Origin of the sequence: Rhodococcus sp. 077-4 (assembly GCF_047782425.1) — a bacterium.
In the GTDB taxonomy this organism is placed as follows: Bacteria; Actinomycetota; Actinomycetes; order Mycobacteriales; family Mycobacteriaceae; genus Rhodococcoides.
Window position 1 is genome coordinate 109,056 of sequence record NZ_JAJPWC010000002.1, and the last position, 18,021, is coordinate 127,076.

Here is an 18,021-nt window from a genome sequence, read left to right on the forward strand (position 1 = left end):
AGTGATGGTGGCCAAAGGAGAGTTCGCGTCGTTGATGCGGTCGTGGCGTGATCGCGTACATCCGTCGGCGGTCGGTCTGCCGGTGGGACAACGCAAGACGGCAGGTTTGCGGCGTGAAGAGGTCGCCATGTTGGCGGGCTTGTCGGTCGACTACGTCGTGCGCCTCGAGCAGGGGAGGGCTGAGCGTCCGTCCATTCAGGTGGTTGCATCGCTTGCCCGCGTCCTGCAGTTGTCGGACCTCGAACGTGACCAGTTCTATCTGGCCGCAGGTCTGGCTGCACCACTGCCGTCGACAGTCCCCGTTCACATCCCGGCGAGTGTGCAGAGACTGCTGGCACGCCTGCCTGATGTGGCCGTCTCGGTCTACAGTGCGACGTGGACGCTGCTGAACGTCAACGCGGCGTGGTACGCGCTCCTCGGGCCGATGAAAGAAGAGCGCAACCTGATCATTCAGGTGTTCACCGGATCAGCCCCGAAGGTGCTGTGGGACGACACTCACGCCGAGCACTTCGAACGTGCCCTTGTTTCCGACTTACGTGCGGTGTCGATCCGATTCCCCGAGGACCCGTCCGTCCGGTTGCTGATCGAGCGGTTGCATTCGGTCAGTGAGCGTTTCACGCGATTATGGGCCGAGGGTTCCATTGTCGACAACCGGGCGGACGTGAAGAGTTTCGCGCATCCGGTGGTCGGTTACATCACCGTGGATTGCGACGTATTCACCGTGGTCGGGACCGACCTGCGGATCGTGACATATTCCGCTGCACCGGGTACCGATGACGCCTCCAAATTCGACCTCGTTCGCGCGATGGGCTCCGGCAATCCCCTCCAAGCCCCCAATCGCACGTAGCGGGTGCATTTCCTCAGTAGCAGAAACATCAGCGTCGCTATCGAGCGGGTAGACGACTGGTCTAATTGCGTGCTACTGTCGTCTCATGCCCGCCGCCAAGGTCGACACTCGACAACAGATTCTCGATACCGCGCAGGCGATCATGGCTCGAAAGGGCTACGCCGCGGTGGGGCTGAACGAAGTGCTCAGCGAAGCGGGTGTTCCGAAAGGCTCCTTCTATCACTGGTTCTCGTCGAAAGAGACGTTCGGGGAGGAGTTGATGAAGAGCTACTTCACCAACTACCTCAGCTCGATCGATCGCATAGGGGACGACCGAGAACGTTCCGGTGCGGAACGGCTGATGGAGTACTGGCAGCGCTTCTACGACCTGCAAAGCTTCGACAACGGCCAAGGTAAATGCCTTGTGGTAAAGCTGGCTGCGGAGGTCTCGGATCTGTCCGAACCGATGCGGCTGCAACTCGTCGACGGCACCGTCGGAATCGTCGACCGCCTCGAGCGGTTCATCACCGACGGCATCGAGGACGGATCGCTCAAAATCGACGACAACCCACGACGGCTCGCCCAGGAGCTTTACGATTCCTGGCTCGGCGCGAGCATCATGGCGAAGGTTCAACGCTCACATGACTCTCTACAACGAGTCATGGACCTGACCCGCACTCGACTGCGCCTCTGACCCCATATGACCTCTCCGGTCATCCACATCCACTGCTAGACGACTGGTCTACTAAAGGAGTTTCAATGAACATCGACATCCACTACTCGGACGCGACCACCCTCGCCGAACTCATCCGAACCGGACAGGTGACCTCTGTAGAGGTCGTGCGAGCACACCTCGACCGCATCGCAAAGATCGACCCTGCGCTCAACGCGATCGTCACTGTGAACGACAACGCACTGGCCGAGGCGAAAGCCGCAGACGACGCTCTCGCGGCGGGCACGGAGATCGGACCGCTTCACGGTGTCCCGTTCACGGTGAAGGACTCCATTGACACCGCAGGCGTTCTCACACAGCGTGGATCGCCCATCTTCCGCGGCCGTACTCCTGACGACGACGCCGTCAGCGTCGCCCGCATGAAGGCCGCCGGTGGCATCCTTCTGGCGAAGACGAACCTGCCAGAATTCTCCTACTCCACCGAAAGCAACAACCTCCTCAGCGGCCGAACGAACAACCCATGGAACACCAACCGCACCTCCGGCGGTTCGAGCGGCGGCGAATCCGCCGCAGTCGCAGCAGGACTGAGCCCGATCGGACTCGGCACCGACCTCGCGATCTCGGTCCGCGGTCCCGCGGCGCACACCGGGATCGTCGCACTCAAGCCCACTCACGGCCGCATCCCGATGACCGGCGTCTGGCCCCGCGCACCTCGTCGCGACTGGCACGTCGGGCCGATGGCCCGGACCGTCCGCGACGTCGAGCTCGGCTACTCCATTATGCGCGGGCCCGACGGCACCGACGGATTCGCCGTCGCTCCCGCGGACCTCGACACCGGGGTCGGGACAGAGCCAGGCCGGCAGCTGCGCGTCGGCTGGTTCACCGACTCCGGACTCGGACCGGTCGATCCCGAGGTGGCCCGCACGGTCCGCGAAGCAGCAGCCGCGCTCGAAGCAGCAGGGGTACACGTCGAAGAGGTCGACATCCCGACCCTGCACCACGACAACCCACTTGCGCTCTTCAACCTGCAGCACGTCATGGAACTCAAGCCCGCAATGGCCGAGGTCACCGCCGGGCACGAGGACGACATGTTCACCATGTCCAAGACGATGCTCGCCACGCCGGACACCTCGGTCGAGGACTACGTCGCCGCCGAGCAAGGCTTCGAGCGGATCCGCGATGCATATGCGGATTACTTCACGCGATTCGATGCTCTTCTGCTTCCGGTGCTCCCCATCCCGGCGCACAAGCACGATATGACTGAATTCGTCATCGACGGACAGACCGTCGACGCCACTCACATTCAGACTTTCACCGTCCAGTTCAACATCACCGGCATGCCCGCGCTGTCGATGCGCTTCGGCACCAGCACCGACGGCCTCCCGATCGGAGTGCAGATCGCCGGTGCGTGGCACGCCGAGTCGACCGTCCTTCGAGTGGCATCACTACTGGAATCGGTCAGCCCGGTCCAGGGCCTCCACCCCGAGATCTAAAGCCAGGCCTACACCCGCCCTCTGACATCGACTGAAGAACGGCCGCGCCGGTTACGTAGCGCCGGCGTGGCCGCCGAAGCGTCGACCCAGATCTCAGATTTTCAGGCACTTGGGCGGTGCCCCCTCAAGATCGACAACCAAGAAACTGATTCAGTAAGGGGACCACTTCATGAACGTGTTCATCATCGGCATCACCGGCGGTGTCGGATCCCTCCTGGCCGCAGAACTCCTCAACCGCGGCGACACAGTCATCGGTCTCGTCCGTAACCACGAACAACAGAACCATCTCCGCGACCGAGGGATCACCACGATGCTCGGTGACCTCACAGAGCTCTCCCCGACAGAACTCGCTGACCGTACAGGCGACGCCGACACGATGGTCTTCACCGCCGGGGCCGGCGGTGGAACACAAGCCGCGACCACAGCGATCGATGGCGAGGGCGTCAGCACCGCTATAGCCGCTGCCGAACTGCTATCGGCGCGACCTCGGTTCGGGCTGATCTCGGTGTTCCCGGAAGCTTGGCGAGAACGAAATCTCGGCCCCGAATTCGATCACTACATCGACGTCAAGAAACACGCCGAACTCGCCCTCACCCAGAGCGACCTCGACTGGGTGATTCTCCGCCCCTCGGCACTTCGAGACGACCCCGGCACCGGCACCGTTGAGCTAGGGCCCGCCGAGATACACGAGACCATTACCCGCGCGGACGTCGCTCGCACAATGGCTGAACTGCTGCACGAAGCGCGCATCAGCCGGCGGATCCTGGAGGTCACCGCAGGAGCCACACCGATCGCGAGAGCCGTTCATCAAAACATCCGCCATGACCGATGAAACCCAGGGAGCAATGGCTGACCCCATGAGATCGAGATTCAGACCGTGCAGGGCTAAGCCAGTCCGCCGATTGAATACGGTCGCAACGGAGACGTGTCGACAAGAACAAGTCGGCCTGCTGTGTCGAAGTGCCGACCCATCAATGATCACCGCCAATGTAGCTTGACGGTGCGGTAACTGCCGGGTTCCGCGCGATGTTGTCGGCGGCATCGGCTCTGTTGTTGCTAACTCGGCAATTGTTCGCTTCCGCCAGCATCATCGCCGCAGCAATCTCCCGACCTTTCCATTTGGCTGATATCACTGTGTAACACTGCGACGGACCTCTCTTTCGGCTCTGCATTTCCAAGACAGATCAAGCAGGCAGAGGGGTGGCGAAATCCCGGCTGCGCAAAGACGGTGACGAAACCTGCCCGTTCGACTGCCGGTGCGGAAGTGCGCTGACGCAAAATCGTCGCCGGATGGCCAACGCCTCGCCTGGAGCAGCATTTGTCCAACAAGCTGTTGGACAAATGCGTTAGGGTTCGCCGTTGCGCTTTTCTACTGAGACGAGGGCGATATGGCTTCGCGACGAATAAGTCTCGTTGTCACGAGTCCGCACACAGCGTCGATCGCCAGGACGCTCTTCGTCCGCCTGATGCCGTGGCTGTCCGACACCCGATCAGGACTGTCCGGTGTCGGGGAATCGGCGGCAGTTCGGTGTCACGAGAGTGTCACAAGTCGGTACGAATCTGCATGGACTGGTTCGGACGGTCATGCACGAAAAGCGTTGCGAGTAAACAAATATCGAGTCCAGTATGGTTCAGGTGAATCCGCTTCTAGGGACTTAAAATCCGCACAGTGTCGGTTCGAGTCCGACTGGGGGCACCAGAGTCCATATGGATCCAGATTTCTGGACCAGGGCAGTGGTTTTCGAGTGCAAGCGCCCGTTTACCGGCTCCCCGCCGATCGGCAGCATCTTGTCTCCATCGAAGGATGCAGCGATGCGAGCCAGGTCTGCGTTCCATCGCGGCGAGTTCAGTTCGCGCACCGCGCCGTACCGATAGACTGCGCTCACAGCGCGGCCACGGATCCGGTTGCCAGGGTCGACACCGGCGGACGAGCTGGGTGTCCGTACTCGGCGAGCATCGCCTCGAACATCGCTAAACTTTTCGCGCGCTCACTTCGACGCCCGCCGCCCGCAGTCGGGTGATAAGCGCATCGCCGATTCCCGTTGCGGGAGTGAGCACTCCGCCGCCGATGCCGGGCAACTCGTCGCGATTCAGAGCGAGCGCGAGAGCGGACTCGCCGAGCATGACGGCCGTTGCCTTGTACCCCGGATCACCCTTCATCTTGACTCGTGAGACGTAGTGCTCGCCGGTCGTGGTGGTGGTGTAGATGTCTATCGTGAAATGGCCCTTCCGCTGGGACCTTTTGCTCGGTCCCTGACCCGGCTTCGGCAACAACTTGTCGAGAACGAACCGCGTCGGCTCGAAGGCCAAGCCTGCGAAAACAGCCCTGAGTCCCCCCGCGATCGCCCCCGCCAGAATCGGTGACAGCGGCGAGGATCCGACGCTCATCACCTCGCTGTACTTGAACGTCTTTCCGTACGCGTAGCCGAGAAGCGCGTTGGAGCGCCGAACGACACGAGAGTTGTAGGGAGCCATGATGAACGGCGCCTTGTAACCCTTCAACGACGGATGGATACTCGCCCCCTTCACGATCGGAGCGTCGTTCTGCCGACCGAGATCGGGTTCGATTGACCGGTCAGGACTCAGGGAGTACGGACTCAGAACGACCGAGCGGGCCTTTTCGTCACCGGCAATGTCGTCGATCTGCGTGCGGAACGAGTCGATGGTGCCGCCGCTCATGCCCCCTCTCATCGACGTGAGAACGAGAGTGGTGTCGGTGAGCTCACCGGCGCCGTCGGCGTTGACCTTCTCGTACAACGCGTACACACCGATATCCGACGGAATCGAATCGAAGCCACACGAATGAACGATCCGGGCGCCGGTGGACCGGGCCAGTTCGTGATTTTCGTCGGCGCTCTCACGCGCGAACAGCACTTCACCGGTCAAGTCGACATAATCCGTCCCCGCCGCGGCACAGGCATGGGCCAGCGCCTTGCCGTACTTCGCATAAGGACCGACCGTGGTGATCACCACATGCGCCCGTGCAGCGAGAGCGTCGAGGGCAACCGAGTCGTCCGCTTCTGCGACCAAAACCGGCCAGTCGGCAGCAGTTACACCGAGAGAGGAACGAACCGCCACCAACTTGCTCTGCGATCGCCCGGCCAGGGCGATCCGTGTGCCTGCGGGCCCGGCACCGGATAGGTATTCGGCGACAAGTGCCCCGACGAAGCCGCTGGCTCCGTAGACGATCACGTCGTAGTCACGGACACGCTGTTCAGAAGAGGTCATGCGGCGACGTTACCTGGTCCGGCGTTATATTGACACTGATTCATTTTATGAACCATACTTCAAATATGGTTACGGATGCTGCTCAGCGCGGCGAGCGGCGTCGCATGCGTACGCGTGCGATGTTGATCGACGCAGCCGAGGAACTGCTCGCGAACGGTCCTTTTGCGTCGGTGCGGATCGAGGACATCGCCGACGGCGCTGACATGTCGGTGGGTGCCGTCTACGTTCATTTCGAGAACAAGGATGGCGTGATCGCTGCCGTGGGTGAACGCATTGCGACTCGGGCGGTCGAGCAGCTCTCCGCCGCTTTCGAGCCCGGTGCGTCACCGTACGAGCAGTTTTCGTCCGCCGGCCCGGCCTACATGCGGTTTCTCCTCGACAACCCAGCGTTTGTCCGCTATCTCGCAACCGAGCCCGCCGGCCACGAGTCGCAGGTGCTGCAGGAGTCGGCGTCGCGGACCATCTCAGCGTTGCTGACATTGTTCGAGGCGGCTATTCAGGCATGTGTCGATGCGGGGCAGATTCGCCCGGTCGACGCCCGTCTGATGGCTCACTTCCTCTTCGGCGCCTGGAACGGTGTCGCCGGGCTCGTACTCGGCCCGAGTGGAGCAACCCTCACTGCCGCGGATGTCGAGCAGTGCCTCGAACAAGCCAGACACATCGTGCTGGCGGGGCTGGCGTCGACGCCGGCTCGGACGGAAGGAATCCCCCGATGAGCCTGACCGAGGCCCGTTACCCTCTGACCCGTTACTGGGAGTCGCGTCGCGTGTCCGGGGCGGAGGTGCACCGCATGATCGACGCTCTCGATCCGGTCGAGGACGACGTGGAGATCACCCACCTCAGCATGGAGGTCCTCACTCCGCCGCTGTTCGCGTACATGGGATACGCGTCCGGTTTCGCGCGCACCCTGGGAAACCCGGCGACAGCGGATCGCACCTGGCGCAACGGAACCGGCGATCAGATTCTGAAATCGGCGCAGCGCGACCTCGACACCCTGACTTTCTTCGGCGAGTTCATCAGACGGGGCCACCGCAGTCCCGAGGCTCAGGCGGTGTTCAACCGTGTCCAACAGATCCACGGGCAGATCGGGCGGGTGTCGAACGAGGGCCAGATCCACGTGCTCGGGATGTTGATCTTCGATCAGGAACGTTTTGCCCGGTACCTCGGACACCGATGGTTCTCCGATAGGGAGAACGAGGCTCGATTCAACTTCTGGCTGGGAGTGGGCAACGGTATGCGCCTGCGGGACATGCCGCAGACTCGCGAGGACTTCCTGGCATGGATCGACGACTACGAGGAACGCCTCTTCGAGCCGTCGGTCGCGGCCACCGAGACGTTCGAAGGTCAGCTGAACGGCATCAGCGCCTACGTTCCCGCGCCGATGCGGCGAATGGTCCGCGACATGCTCATCGACAGCCTCGATCCCCGAGTACGTGAACTCCTCGGCTTCGACAAACCCTCCCTGGTAGTCACACCGATCGTCAAGGTCGGCACCAAAACTCTGATGGCCGCCCGCCCCGTCACGCGATACCGACTCGACCGCACCTGGGTCGGTAACTTCAGCAGGTTCGGTGAGGACCCCTCCATCGCGAAGATGGGTTACCAACACAAGCCCCACTGACGAAACTGCATTGCGCCATCATGGCCGTCGGGAAGATTCAGTAGCAGGGCGTGACTCGTCGTCAGCTCGACCGGCGTGCCGATCGCGGAATTGGATCTGGGTGTTCACCGCCATGATCGACGCGGTGGAGACCTATCACGCCGAGCTCGGCGGTCAGGGAGCTAACTCGAACCGTTGATCGCGAATTGCTTTGCGGTCCATCGCAACACGAACGGCAGACCGGTCATGGCACCGATGAAGTGGTCGCCTGCCACGGGTTCGTAGTGCACGTTGGCACCCATGCTGCGCCACTGCTCGATCAGGGCAGTCACGCCGGCCTCGGGGATGAAGCGATCGCCGATCATCTTGCTCGCGGAACCGTGGAAGAACGCGACCGGCACCGACGGCGCGTCGGTGCCCGGACGGTTCGCGGCGATCACCCGCCGCGCGATGTCGGAGTCGAACGGGTTGGGCTCGGACGCCAAGTCCTCGATTCGCATGCGTACCAACCCGCCCAAGGCCAGGGGGAGGACCGACATGTCTTTCACCCAGGACGCCAACAGCAGCGCCTTCGGGCCGAACAACTCCATCATCTCGGGGTGCTCACGCGCGAGACCCATGCTCGCCGCGCCCAGCAGGCCGGCCGCGACGGTGCCGTTCATGGTGTCCAGCAGCATCGAGAAGTCGGTGGGCGTTCCACCGGCGACGGCACCCGCCAACCTCACGTCCGGTGCGTACTTCGGCTGTAGCTGCGCCGTCCATGTGGTGGCGATCGCGCCGCCGCTGTAGCCGTAGGCCACCACTGGGCTGTCGGCGAGCTCCGGGGCGACTACCGTCATCCCGCGTAGCGAGTCCAGGACGGCATGCCCGGCCATCGTGCCTTCGGAGTACGACATCCGCGGGCCTTGGTGATCGGCGACGAGGACGGCGTATCCGCGGGCGAGCCAGAGTGGCATCACCGGTGGGAGGTCGGCACCGACACCGTGCACGAGCCGGTACGACGGCGTGCTCTTGGCTCCGAGGGAATCGATGGCCACGTTGTGGGCGACGACGGGCCGCGGTCCACGCCCGGTCCACGGCCGCCTCGGGATCAGCAGCGAGGCGGTGACGCCGGCGGGGAAACCCCGAGCGTCGGTCGATCGCACCATGAACTGATGCAGGGCGGTTCGCGGCCGGGGCACCAGACCGCGGGTCGTGCGCTGCCGGATCACCGCACCAGGTACGAGGTCCTCGATGCCGGGAGGGGTGATGAAGAAGGCGTCGTTGTCGATCGGGGTCGGAAGGATCGCGGCATGAGGATCGTCCGGAGGCTCCAGGGGCAGTCGTCGAGTCAATACGCCATCGAGCACACCGAACAGAGTCATGATCCCCCGACATTCTTCTCGAGCCGTACCCATCCCCGCGGTCACCGTACCGCGCGAGGCGGTCGGTGAACGTGGAAATGGAGACGTCCCCGCGGGCCATCCCGTGGCCCTTGGCTCCCATGTCGAGCAGGTTCTGTGACTGCTTCCCTTGATGAAATGCCACGTCCCGAACATGGGTAGCGTCCGGTCGGACTGGAGCCGATGCCGAAAGTGACTGTCACGGGCTGACTCCCGTGGACGTTCGAAATCGGTTACTCCCTCAGCTCTGCGCAGCGCACCGTCAGCCTGCGGGTTTCTGCAAAATCGGACAGGTGGACCGCAGTCGGGCGTGGAGCTCCGCTGCGTGTGCTGCGTATATGTGTGAGGCGTGTCCGAGCGTCTCGATCGCCGCCTTGTGCGGATCGTCATCGGCCGCGCTGAACAGGCTCGGGATCGCCATGGAGGACCCATACGACAAACATGTCGTGTGGGTCCGCCCGGTCTCGGACCGCCCGTACGATTCGGAGTACACCACCGAATGGGTGTAGCTGTCGTCGATGTCGTCTACGGCCGCTAACATGCTCGGTCGTATCTGGCGAGCTCCTGGCCGCCGTTGTAAGAGAACACTTGGTGGATTGGCTCGCCGCCACCCCACGCTGCCGACTCGCGCTCTCGTGCCTGCTGTTTCAGCTCGGACCGGTTCACCAATTGCGTTGTGCCGTCTCCGTGAAAGACGATGATCCATTTGGCTGGTGGGGAATCGGGCTCTGCACTGTCGCCGCGGATGTCGGCGATCGAGGAGGCCGGTTGGCCCGTCGACCCCCGCGGTCCATCATCGCGGAGATTGCGGTGATCACCTGGGCTGCAAAGACATCGAGGCCTCTCAACGAAAGTCGAGGTGTACCGATTTGCTGCAAATTGCTTGCGCTAGATTTGCCGCGTGTAGCGGGTAGCGGTCGGCTGGGCGAATGTGTTGGTGGCCAAAGGTTATCGCCGCCGGACTCCGTTCGGTCAAAGCCCATGCTTGCCGTCGGCCCAATACGGTCTCACAGTAACGCTGCGCCTTGCCAAGCCGAGCTCCTCGATGAGTGTTTTCCTGTGGCGTTGGATCGATTGGGATGCAACGCCTCGAACACCACATTCATCGTCAACCAGTTGAAGGTCCGCGGTTTCGTCGAAAGGACAGCCGACCCGTCTGATGGCAGGCGAAAATTTGTCGGATTGACCGCTGAAGGAGCGCGTGCTCGAAAACGCCTCGGCCGGGCGCTGACATCGGTCAGCCCTCTGAAGAAGCTGACCGAGGAAGAACGTGCGCTGTTCGTGAGCATTCTGGATGTACTGGGGTCATCGGCCTCCAAGTGAATCGCGCCTACCCATGCGACCAACAAAATTTACGAGCTACATGTCCGAGTGGTCGACCTGACGGCAGCACGCGACAAAGGTGCCCCGAATGCAGTGAGGCAATGAGCACAAGCAATCAGGACCGTTACTGTCCTCGATACGTTGCACGATCAGTTCATGACAATCACCGCGCCTCCCACCTCATTCGTTGTCGATGTCCCGCAGTCGGAGCTCGACGACCTGGCCCGTCGTGTTCGCGACGCACGTCTGCCCGAACCCCTCGGCGCCGACGACTGGACCACCGGTGTACCGATCGCCGTCCTGAAGTCGATGGCCACCACCTGGGTGGAAGACTTCAGCTGGAGAGGGGTGGAGGAGCAACTCGCGTCGTTCCCCCAATATCTCGTGGAGATCGACGGGCAGCGCATCCACTACCTGCATGTGCGGTCGTCGCGGGCTGACTCGACTCCCGTGCTTCTGTGCCACGGTTGGCCGGGGTCTTACCTCGAGTTCCTCGACCTCATTCCGCTGCTGACCGAGCCGGACGACGCCGACCTCCAGGCCTTCGACGTCATCGCGCCATCCGTCCCCGGATTCGCCTTCTCCACACCGCTTTCCGATGACGGGTGGAATACCGATCGCGTCGCCCAGGCATTCATCGAGTTGATGAGTTTCCTCGGGTACGGCTCCTACGTGGTGCAGGGCGGTGACTACGGTGCTGGAGTTGCACCGGCGATGGGTCGTCTCGATCCGGACCACTGTGCAGCCATTCATGTCAACGGGTCCATCGGAGCGCCCTTTCAGGAACCTGACGAAGCAGAGCAGAAGCGTTGCACCGAAACCGAATTGGATCGCTGTCGGCGGGTGGGCGAGTTCATGAAGTCCGAGTTCGGGTACATCTCCATCCAGTCGACGCGTCCGCAACTGATCGGTGCTGCGCTGACCGATAGTCCGATCGGACAGCTGTCATGGATGTTGGACAAATTCCGGGCGTGGACCTACCCGTTCGACGAGGAGCCGGACGGTGCCCTCGGCCGCAATCGAATACTCGCCCACGTCACCCTGTACTGGTTGACCCGGAGCGCGGGGAGCGCCGCCTACACCGTGTACGCAACGGACGACGGTGCATGGGGCGATCAGCAGGCAAAGCCGTCGCAACCGGTCGGTGCCATCATGTTCGCGCACGACATCGGCATCAGGCACCTTGCGGAACGAGAGTTCGACATCGTGCACTGGACCGAGGTCCCGGATCACGGTGGTCACTTCACGGCGATGGAGGAGCCGGAGCGTCTTGCCGCGGATTTGCGCTTGTTCTTGTCGGCGCTATCGTCGGCCGGTTGACCGATGTCTCGGACCGACTCGTGTGAGTCGCTTTTCGGATCCCGATCGGGTTGTGTTTCAACCGATTCGGCCGGCGAATGCGCGTCCTGTGGACACAGCGAGTCCGAGCAATCCGCGCAACCCCGGCAATGATCCCGCCAGTGACCACACGGTGTTCGTCGACGATTCGTCGGTCGGCTTGCCCGCGAACCGATCCGAGAGCCAGTCCAGAGTGACGGGGGCTGCGATCGGGTGCAGCGACAGGTGTTCGCTGAGGCGATCACGGATGTATGTGACGTTCGCTCCCGCAGCGCGATACCGGCTTACTTGCCCGTCGACGTCGTCCACGTCGATCATCGGATCATGCACCGCCAGCACCACGAGAAGCGGAAAGTTGGGTGCCGATTTGCCGGGCTGAATATCCTGAAAGATCTGTACCATCTCGGGTTTCGCCAGAAGGTCTGCCATCGGGATATCGAGGTGCCGCTCCAAATCGTGCATCACCATGGACGCCACGGCGTGCACTGTCGTCTTGCGGTGCAGGGACGAGAGGGTCTCGAGCCCCGCAGCAGCGACGTGTTCGCGAACGAGTCGGTCGAGTTCGGGGTAGGTGCGCCGTAATCCCTCTACCACCATCGCGGGCAGTGCCGCGAAGATCGTGCCGTTGAGGCGAGAGAATGCAGACCCGGGATCGCCGACGGGCGATCCGAGCGCTGCGCCGACGATGTCGAGTTCTGGGGCGTAGTGGGCCGCAGCCTCGGCGGCCCATGACGTCGCCAATCCGCCACCCGAGTACCCCCACAGCGCAACAGGGGTGGTAGCGGCGAGGTCGAGCGGCGCGAAAGACTGTGCCGCGCGGACTCCGTCGAGTGTGCAGTAGCCGGGCTCGATCGGTGCTCCCCATTGCCCGTTCATGCCCTCGTGATCGGGAAGGGACAGAACCCATCCGCGGCGCAGTGCGTACAGGATGATCATGTACTCGACCTGCGGAACGGAGCCGACGGCTCGAGCGCCCGCCCGCAGGACATAGGACGGGAAACATCGATCCGATACGGCGTCGATCGCGCACTGGTAGGACAGCAGAGCGCGCTGCGGTCGACGTCGGCCCCCGACCGGAAGAATCACCGTTGTGACCGCGACACGCGCTGCACCGTCGAGGCTGGTGGTCCGGTACAGAAGTTGCCACGCTGACACTTTCTGCCGGATGACGCCGAACAGCGCGAGGGTCACCTCGCGGGACCGCAACACGGTTCCCGGCTCCGCGCGATCGAAACCGGCAGGGGCCCGATAGAACGGGTCCATGCTGGGAATCGCGATGATCGATTCTGCGTGGTCGGCCGCGGCTCCGGGGACGATCGGTCGACGCGGCATCGGGTTCGATACTCATAGTGGAATACTTCCTGGAGCGGGTGCGAACATTTGGCGGGCGGCGATCACTATGTCCTCTCGCTCGCTCTTCCGGTCGTGGGGTCCGCGATTCCTGGGCATGCCACCGACTGTATCTTGAATGGTCTTCAAGAGCCTGCTACCGTCCTTGAAAGCCGCTCCAGAGTGAAGGCCCGTTCGATGTCAAGACCGTACCGGACCATCGTTTGTTTCGGACGAAGTTCGTTGCGCGGCAATGGTTTGGGTCCGCTGGGTCTGCCGGCAGGCCACGGCCGGTAATCGTGATGGCGCATGGATTCGCCTCTCCTCGCGCGAAGCGCCTGTACGCGTACTTCGAGCCGATTTGACGAGCAAGAGACCGTGCGGTCGGGTAGTTTTCGATCATGGCTCCGACGTGGGAACAGATCCGAGGCGCGAACTACGGCACGATGGGACGCACCGTAGGAGGGACCATCCATCATTCCGATGGATCCTGGCAACGGGTGATGCACATACCGGACGAAACGTGGCGACACGAAAATCCCTCCGGTGAGCCCACATTCATCGAGAATGCCACCGACAGGTGGTCCCGTGCTGCCGACGGCACGATGATCCACGCCGTCAAGTCTCCCCACACCGTGTACGCGGTGATGGGCGTCGGTCTCCCGTCCCAACTGCTGTGCGCGTACAAGGCCTTCCCTCCCAAAGCGTTGCACGGATTCGGCGATCAGCGGTTCGTCGATCCCGGCTCGCCCAGAGAAGTGACGGTCCGCGGCCGCTCTGGGTGGGAAGTGGCCGCGCTCGACCAACATGAGAACGATCAGGTTGTCTACGTGTTCGATGCCGAACTCGGTGTCGCACTTCGATGGCAGAGAGGCGAAGACTGGATCGAACTCGAAAACCCAACCCTCGACGAGCCATTCGATCCCAGCCTGTTCGAGTGGACGGGTCCCTCACGCCCAGCCGAAGACGAGATGGACAAGCACCGCCGCGAGCACGAAGAACGGCAGCGAGCGCTGGATGGTCTTCCGAAAGCGATCCCGACATGGATGCCGTTGCAGACGCATGTTCAGGTGCAGTCGGGCGATCCGCGTACCGGCGAGCTCAGTCTGTCGATCAGCGGGAACGCGCCTCAGTTCACCCTGCGCCGCTGGACAAACGCTATCGGCGAGCCGAACCTCGAGTGGCCGAACGACTCCACACCTGAACGCTACCGGCAGTCCATCGGTGATTGGACGTACGAGATACGTAGCTATCAGGACATGGACGAGGGCGACTGCATCCGAATCGTCGAGTCGATCGTTCCCGTCGACCCGCCCGAGCGTGAGGCGGCAGTGATCGTCGCCGAGCTCGCCGCGGAGGAGCACGACCGTCGTGAAGCAGAGGTGCTCGCCACCCTCGGAACCGGGCGGGTCCTTGTTGATCATCTCGAGCACCAATCTCTGCTGATCCGGACAGATTTCAGCGACGACGACGCTTGGCGCGCAGTTGCGGTCGCCGCGATGGCACCGATACCGCAAGGTGGCGACGTCGAATTCGCCGCCTACCTCACCTGCATCGACAACCCGGAGAACGACGGCATGACCGTCGAGGGACTGCTCGAAGCCATCGGTGAGCCACCGCCCTACTATGCCTTTCTCGTCGACGCCGAAACCGTGACCAATCCGGAAATGCCGATAGTTGCCGTCCACACCGGCCTCGACGATCCAGATCGGCCCCGCGGCAGAACCTTTCGCGTCATCCCATCGGAGATGTGGTCGGTGGAGAACAATCTGTCCATCGCAAACATGGACTTCGAGGATTTCGCGAACAGCGCTGACGACGATGGTGTGTTTCGCGGATTCCCCGAACCCGTGCGCCCAGTCGAGGAGGTGACCACACGGGAGATTGCAGAGTGGATCGCGGGCGACCTGCATACCGATTCGCTGAAAGAATTTCACGCGGTCATCGCAGGGAGGAAGTACCGCTACCCGGTGCAACTGTTCGAGGCCGACTTGGCAGAGGTTCACGCGCGTACTCGCGACGCGCACGGCGGCACCGCGGATATTCTCGGTTACGACGAGTTCTTGGAAGCGACTGCACCCGGTGGCTCGGCGTTGAGCGGTAGCGTCCCGGCGCACCAGTCGTACTGGTGGTTTGTCCTCGAACACGACTCCCACCGTCCGATCGCCGCGTATCGGATCGTGTACCAGCCGTACACCCCGCCACCGCCCGAAGATGGTGTGCCGCAGACGTTGAGGTTCGAGGTTCCGTTCGTCAACACAGAGCCAGTCTCGGAGTTGCTTCTGACGGACGATGACGACCTGGTCGACCGCGGTGTAGTCCAGCGCGCCGTCTTGGCCGAGGCTGCGCGTTTACACGAAGGGGTCGAAATCACCGGCGGAGAGCCTGTCATGCAGCGCATCCCACGCCTCGAAGGCCTCAGCGTTGGTTGTCACCTTTGGATCGACGGTCAGCATGTGTTTTACGTCGCCATTGTGACCGACGTCCACGACGAATTCATCGTGAAAGAAGTGCCGCCCACGGGAATGCGGATCGTCGGACCGGGAGAGCCGTAGCCGGTCCGCCACCGGATGCGCCTTCCTGTGCTGGGTCGAGGCCCACGTCGTCGAGCGAGATCGAACAGCCGGAATTGCGGACAATCTCTGTCTGTATATGCTGGCAGCATGCTGATCAGTGCGGAACGGGTTCCGGTCATCGTGGGTGTGGGCGACGTCAAATTCGGAGGCGGGTCTGCGAACGACACCATCGAACCGCTCGAGCTCATTCTGCGCGCCGTGGACGCAGCGATCGACGACGCTGGAGTGGGTGGTCTGACAGACAAGCTCGATGCAGTACATGCGGTCCGCACCACGAGCTGGAATTACGACGACCTTCCATCCCTGGTGGCACACCGGCTGGGAGTGACACTCAGGTCCAGTTCTACCAGCACGATCGGCGGGCACCGTCCGGTGCGCCTACTCGACCAGGTAGGCCGAGATATCGCCGAGGGGCTCACCACTGCAGCGCTGGTGGTGGGTGGCGAGGCGCAGGCCTCCGTCCGTGCCCTGATGAAGGCGGGTGTGGACCCCGGTGAGTCGGGTTGGACCACCGCGCCGGGAGGCCCTCCGTCGTTCTCGCCCGAGGACCTCGGCAGCGCCGAAATGCAGCGAGCAGGAATCCTGGCACCGGTACAGATCTACCCGCTCTTCGAGAACGCCCGTGCTCATGGCCGTGGACTGACCCCCAGCCAGGCACTGCGCGAATCGGCCGACATGTACTCCCGCTTCTCGGCAATGGCGGCCGAACATCCTGTTGCCTGGAGTCCTGTCTTTCGCACGCCGGAGGACATCGGCACTGTCACGTCGTCGAACCGGTCCGTGTCCGATTGCTATCCACTGTCGATGAACGCAATGCCGTTCGTCGATCAAGCAGCTGCGGTCTTGGTCTGTTCGTTGGCCACCGCTCGCGAGGCCGGTGTGGCAGAGGGCCGGATGGTGTACTTGTGGGGTGGCGCAGGTGCCGTCGACAATCTGGATGTGTTGGCGCGCGCGGTGTTCGACGACGCTCCGGCTCTCCGTGCGGCTGTGCAACGCGCTTTGTCGAGGGCCGAAGTCACCAGTGCGAACCTCTCATTCGTCGACGCCTACAGTTGCTTCCCGATCGTGCCGGAGCTACTGGCCGACGAGCTGGGTCTGGTCGAGGGGTCGACTCCCACTGTCCTGCGCGGACATTCGTTCTTCGGTGGGCCGTTGAGCAGCTATTCGCTCCACGCTGTTGCGGAGTCGACGCGGCTGCTGCGGAAGAATTCCGGGCTCGCGTTGGTTCATGCGAACGGCGGCTACTTGACTTACCAGCACGTGGTGCTGCTGTCCACGACAGCTCATCGCGACGGATACATCGGCGACCCCGAGCCGGTGGATTCCTCGGGCACGCCGGCACATGTCGCGCATGGATACTCGGGAAGGGCGACCATCGAGACGGCTACAGTCACGTACGACCGCGGCGGCCTGCCGGAGCAAGCCTTTGTCGTTGCAGCAACAGTCGACGGGGCGCGGGTGGCGGGCCGAGCCGGTCGCGAATTCGCAGCGACGCTTCACGACCTCGTGTCGGGGCGGAACGAGTCGGTCGTCGGACGCCGAATCGACCTGGTGGACAACGAGGGGACCCTCGCCGTCGAATTCTGCAGGTAAGGGTCGTGTTCGGTCGAAAGGCAGGTGGGAGGACGCCGTGATGTCTCAGGACTCTCCGCGCGGACCAGGACGGCCCCGTGACGTGGACATGGAGGACCGCGTGTATGACGCTGTGCTCGAAGTGTACTGGGAAACCAGTTGGCGAGGCTTCACGTTCGACGCGGTCGCACGGCGAGCCAAGGTCGGCAGGGCCGCGCTCTATCGCCGTTGGGCCGACAAGGAAGAACTCCTGGTTCACGCGCTCGAAGCGCGGGCCCCGCTGTCGACGCCGATCGACACCGGATCGGTCCGCGGGGACCTGATCGAACTCGCGGAGCAACTGGCCATCGGCTACGGGGAACTCTCCGGCTTGGTCTCATTACGGGTGACTCTCGACGCGAGGGTGAATCCAAACCTGTTGTCGCATCTCACCGACACTCTCAACCAGAGCCGCCTGGTCACTACTCGACGCATCGTCCGTCGCGCGATTACGAGCGGAGAGCTACCGGAGGGCACGTCGACGACGTTACTTCTCGAACTCGTGACCGGAGCGGTGTTGGCGCGTGCTCTGTTCTCGCAAGCGCACGGGGGCACGAGAAGTCGCGCCGCCGTGAACCACTCGAAGTTGATCGTCGACACCGTTCTGCGAGCGTTGAGCTAGCCGATAGTCGACCCGGCCAT

Annotated in this window: 14 protein-coding genes and 1 tRNA gene; 12 read left to right on the top strand and 3 right to left on the bottom strand. The window is 62.9% G+C overall.

Annotated features, from left to right (window positions below):
- Window positions 1-4: 4 nt before the first annotated feature.
- The 5 genes from ACNEOT_RS09955 to ACNEOT_RS09975 all read left to right on the top strand — a co-directional run bounded on the left by ACNEOT_RS09955 (window position 5) and on the right by ACNEOT_RS09975 (window position 4,691).
- On the top strand, window positions 5-847 hold the full coding sequence (locus ACNEOT_RS09955; RefSeq protein ID WP_415973827.1) for a helix-turn-helix transcriptional regulator: 843 nt from the start codon (window positions 5-7) through the stop codon (window positions 845-847).
- Between the two features lie 85 nt (window positions 848-932).
- Window positions 933-1,520, top strand: a complete 588-nt coding sequence (locus tag ACNEOT_RS09960) for a TetR/AcrR family transcriptional regulator (RefSeq protein WP_415973828.1) — start codon at window positions 933-935, stop codon at window positions 1,518-1,520.
- Window positions 1,521-1,585: 65 nt separating this feature from the next.
- Window positions 1,586-2,992 (top strand): amidase, encoded by a 1,407-nt coding sequence (locus ACNEOT_RS09965; protein ID WP_415973829.1) that lies wholly within the window; start codon window positions 1,586-1,588, stop codon window positions 2,990-2,992.
- A gap of 169 nt (window positions 2,993-3,161) precedes the next feature.
- Window positions 3,162-3,824 carry an NAD(P)H-binding protein gene (locus ACNEOT_RS09970; RefSeq protein WP_415973830.1) on the top strand — a complete coding sequence of 221 codons (663 nt, stop codon included), beginning with the start codon at window positions 3,162-3,164 and terminating at the stop codon, window positions 3,822-3,824.
- A 794-nt stretch (window positions 3,825-4,618) separates the two neighbouring features.
- Window positions 4,619-4,691 (top strand) — tRNA-Leu (locus ACNEOT_RS09975).
- 272 nt (window positions 4,692-4,963) lie between these two features.
- Here ACNEOT_RS09975 and ACNEOT_RS09980 read toward each other — a convergent pair.
- A complete protein-coding gene (locus ACNEOT_RS09980) occupies window positions 4,964-6,220 on the bottom strand; it encodes a saccharopine dehydrogenase family protein (RefSeq protein WP_415973831.1) in 1,257 nt (418 codons plus the stop codon).
- 65 nt (window positions 6,221-6,285) lie between these two features.
- Here ACNEOT_RS09980 and ACNEOT_RS09985 point away from each other — a divergent pair, with 65 nt between their 5' ends.
- Together ACNEOT_RS09985 and ACNEOT_RS09990 are read left to right on the top strand one after the other, a co-directional pair.
- Window positions 6,286-6,936: a TetR/AcrR family transcriptional regulator gene (locus ACNEOT_RS09985; RefSeq protein WP_415973833.1), complete on the top strand. Its 651-nt coding sequence runs from the start codon at window positions 6,286-6,288 to the stop codon at window positions 6,934-6,936.
- Window positions 6,933-7,841: an oxygenase MpaB family protein gene (locus ACNEOT_RS09990; protein ID WP_415973834.1), complete on the top strand. Its 909-nt coding sequence runs from the start codon at window positions 6,933-6,935 to the stop codon at window positions 7,839-7,841. Before ACNEOT_RS09985 ends, ACNEOT_RS09990 begins: the two co-directional genes overlap by 4 nt.
- A 161-nt stretch (window positions 7,842-8,002) precedes the next feature.
- On the opposite strand, the gene ACNEOT_RS09995 is transcribed toward ACNEOT_RS09990, so the two are convergent.
- Complete coding sequence (locus ACNEOT_RS09995) at window positions 8,003-9,184, bottom strand: lipase family protein (RefSeq protein ID WP_415973835.1); 1,182 nt, start codon at window positions 9,182-9,184, stop codon at window positions 8,003-8,005.
- A gap of 1,077 nt (window positions 9,185-10,261) precedes the next feature.
- Between ACNEOT_RS09995 and ACNEOT_RS10000 the strand changes: the two genes are divergently transcribed.
- Window positions 10,262-10,525 (top strand): MarR family winged helix-turn-helix transcriptional regulator, encoded by a 264-nt coding sequence (locus ACNEOT_RS10000; RefSeq protein WP_415973836.1) that lies wholly within the window; start codon window positions 10,262-10,264, stop codon window positions 10,523-10,525.
- Window positions 10,526-10,681: 156 nt separating this feature from the next.
- A complete protein-coding gene (locus ACNEOT_RS10005; protein ID WP_415973837.1) occupies window positions 10,682-11,845 on the top strand; it encodes an epoxide hydrolase family protein in 1,164 nt (387 codons plus the stop codon).
- 57 nt (window positions 11,846-11,902) lie between these two features.
- Here the strand turns inward: ACNEOT_RS10005 and ACNEOT_RS10010 are convergent, their stop codons facing one another.
- The gene (locus ACNEOT_RS10010; protein WP_415973838.1) at window positions 11,903-13,195 is read right to left on the bottom strand and encodes a lipase family protein; all 1,293 of its coding nucleotides are present in this window, start codon (window positions 13,193-13,195) and stop codon (window positions 11,903-11,905) included.
- 398 nt (window positions 13,196-13,593) lie between these two features.
- Between ACNEOT_RS10010 and ACNEOT_RS10015 the strand changes: the two genes are divergently transcribed.
- From ACNEOT_RS10015 to ACNEOT_RS10025, 3 genes are all read left to right on the top strand, one after another.
- Window positions 13,594-15,747, top strand: a complete 2,154-nt coding sequence (locus tag ACNEOT_RS10015; RefSeq protein ID WP_415973840.1) for a DUF6924 domain-containing protein — start codon at window positions 13,594-13,596, stop codon at window positions 15,745-15,747.
- Window positions 15,748-15,855: 108 nt separating this feature from the next.
- Window positions 15,856-17,361: an acetyl-CoA acetyltransferase gene (locus tag ACNEOT_RS10020; RefSeq protein WP_415973841.1), complete on the top strand. Its 1,506-nt coding sequence runs from the start codon at window positions 15,856-15,858 to the stop codon at window positions 17,359-17,361.
- Window positions 17,362-17,401: 40 nt separating this feature from the next.
- Window positions 17,402-18,001: a TetR/AcrR family transcriptional regulator gene (locus ACNEOT_RS10025; RefSeq protein ID WP_415973842.1), complete on the top strand. Its 600-nt coding sequence runs from the start codon at window positions 17,402-17,404 to the stop codon at window positions 17,999-18,001.
- Window positions 18,002-18,021: the final 20 nt, after the last annotated feature.

Bases quoted from the DNA above. Each gene is read 5' to 3' on its own strand.
- ACNEOT_RS09955 (WP_415973827.1), top strand. From the start codon at position 5: ATGGTGGCCAAAGGAGAGTTCGCGTCGTTGATGCGGTCGTGGCGTGAT.
- ACNEOT_RS09960 (WP_415973828.1), top strand. From the start codon at position 933: ATGCCCGCCGCCAAGGTCGACACTCGACAACAGATTCTCGATACCGCG.
- ACNEOT_RS09965 (WP_415973829.1), top strand. From the start codon at position 1,586: ATGAACATCGACATCCACTACTCGGACGCGACCACCCTCGCCGAACTC.
- ACNEOT_RS09970 (WP_415973830.1), top strand. From the start codon at position 3,162: ATGAACGTGTTCATCATCGGCATCACCGGCGGTGTCGGATCCCTCCTG.
- ACNEOT_RS09980 (WP_415973831.1), bottom strand. From the start codon at position 6,220: ATGACCTCTTCTGAACAGCGTGTCCGTGACTACGACGTGATCGTCTAC.
- ACNEOT_RS09985 (WP_415973833.1), top strand. From the start codon at position 6,286: ATGGTTACGGATGCTGCTCAGCGCGGCGAGCGGCGTCGCATGCGTACG.
- ACNEOT_RS09990 (WP_415973834.1), top strand. From the start codon at position 6,933: ATGAGCCTGACCGAGGCCCGTTACCCTCTGACCCGTTACTGGGAGTCG.
- ACNEOT_RS09995 (WP_415973835.1), bottom strand. From the start codon at position 9,184: ATGACTCTGTTCGGTGTGCTCGATGGCGTATTGACTCGACGACTGCCC.
- ACNEOT_RS10005 (WP_415973837.1), top strand. From the start codon at position 10,682: ATGACAATCACCGCGCCTCCCACCTCATTCGTTGTCGATGTCCCGCAG.
- ACNEOT_RS10010 (WP_415973838.1), bottom strand. From the start codon at position 13,195: ATGCCGCGTCGACCGATCGTCCCCGGAGCCGCGGCCGACCACGCAGAA.
- ACNEOT_RS10015 (WP_415973840.1), top strand. From the start codon at position 13,594: ATGGCTCCGACGTGGGAACAGATCCGAGGCGCGAACTACGGCACGATG.
- ACNEOT_RS10020 (WP_415973841.1), top strand. From the start codon at position 15,856: ATGCTGATCAGTGCGGAACGGGTTCCGGTCATCGTGGGTGTGGGCGAC.
- ACNEOT_RS10025 (WP_415973842.1), top strand. From the start codon at position 17,402: ATGTCTCAGGACTCTCCGCGCGGACCAGGACGGCCCCGTGACGTGGAC.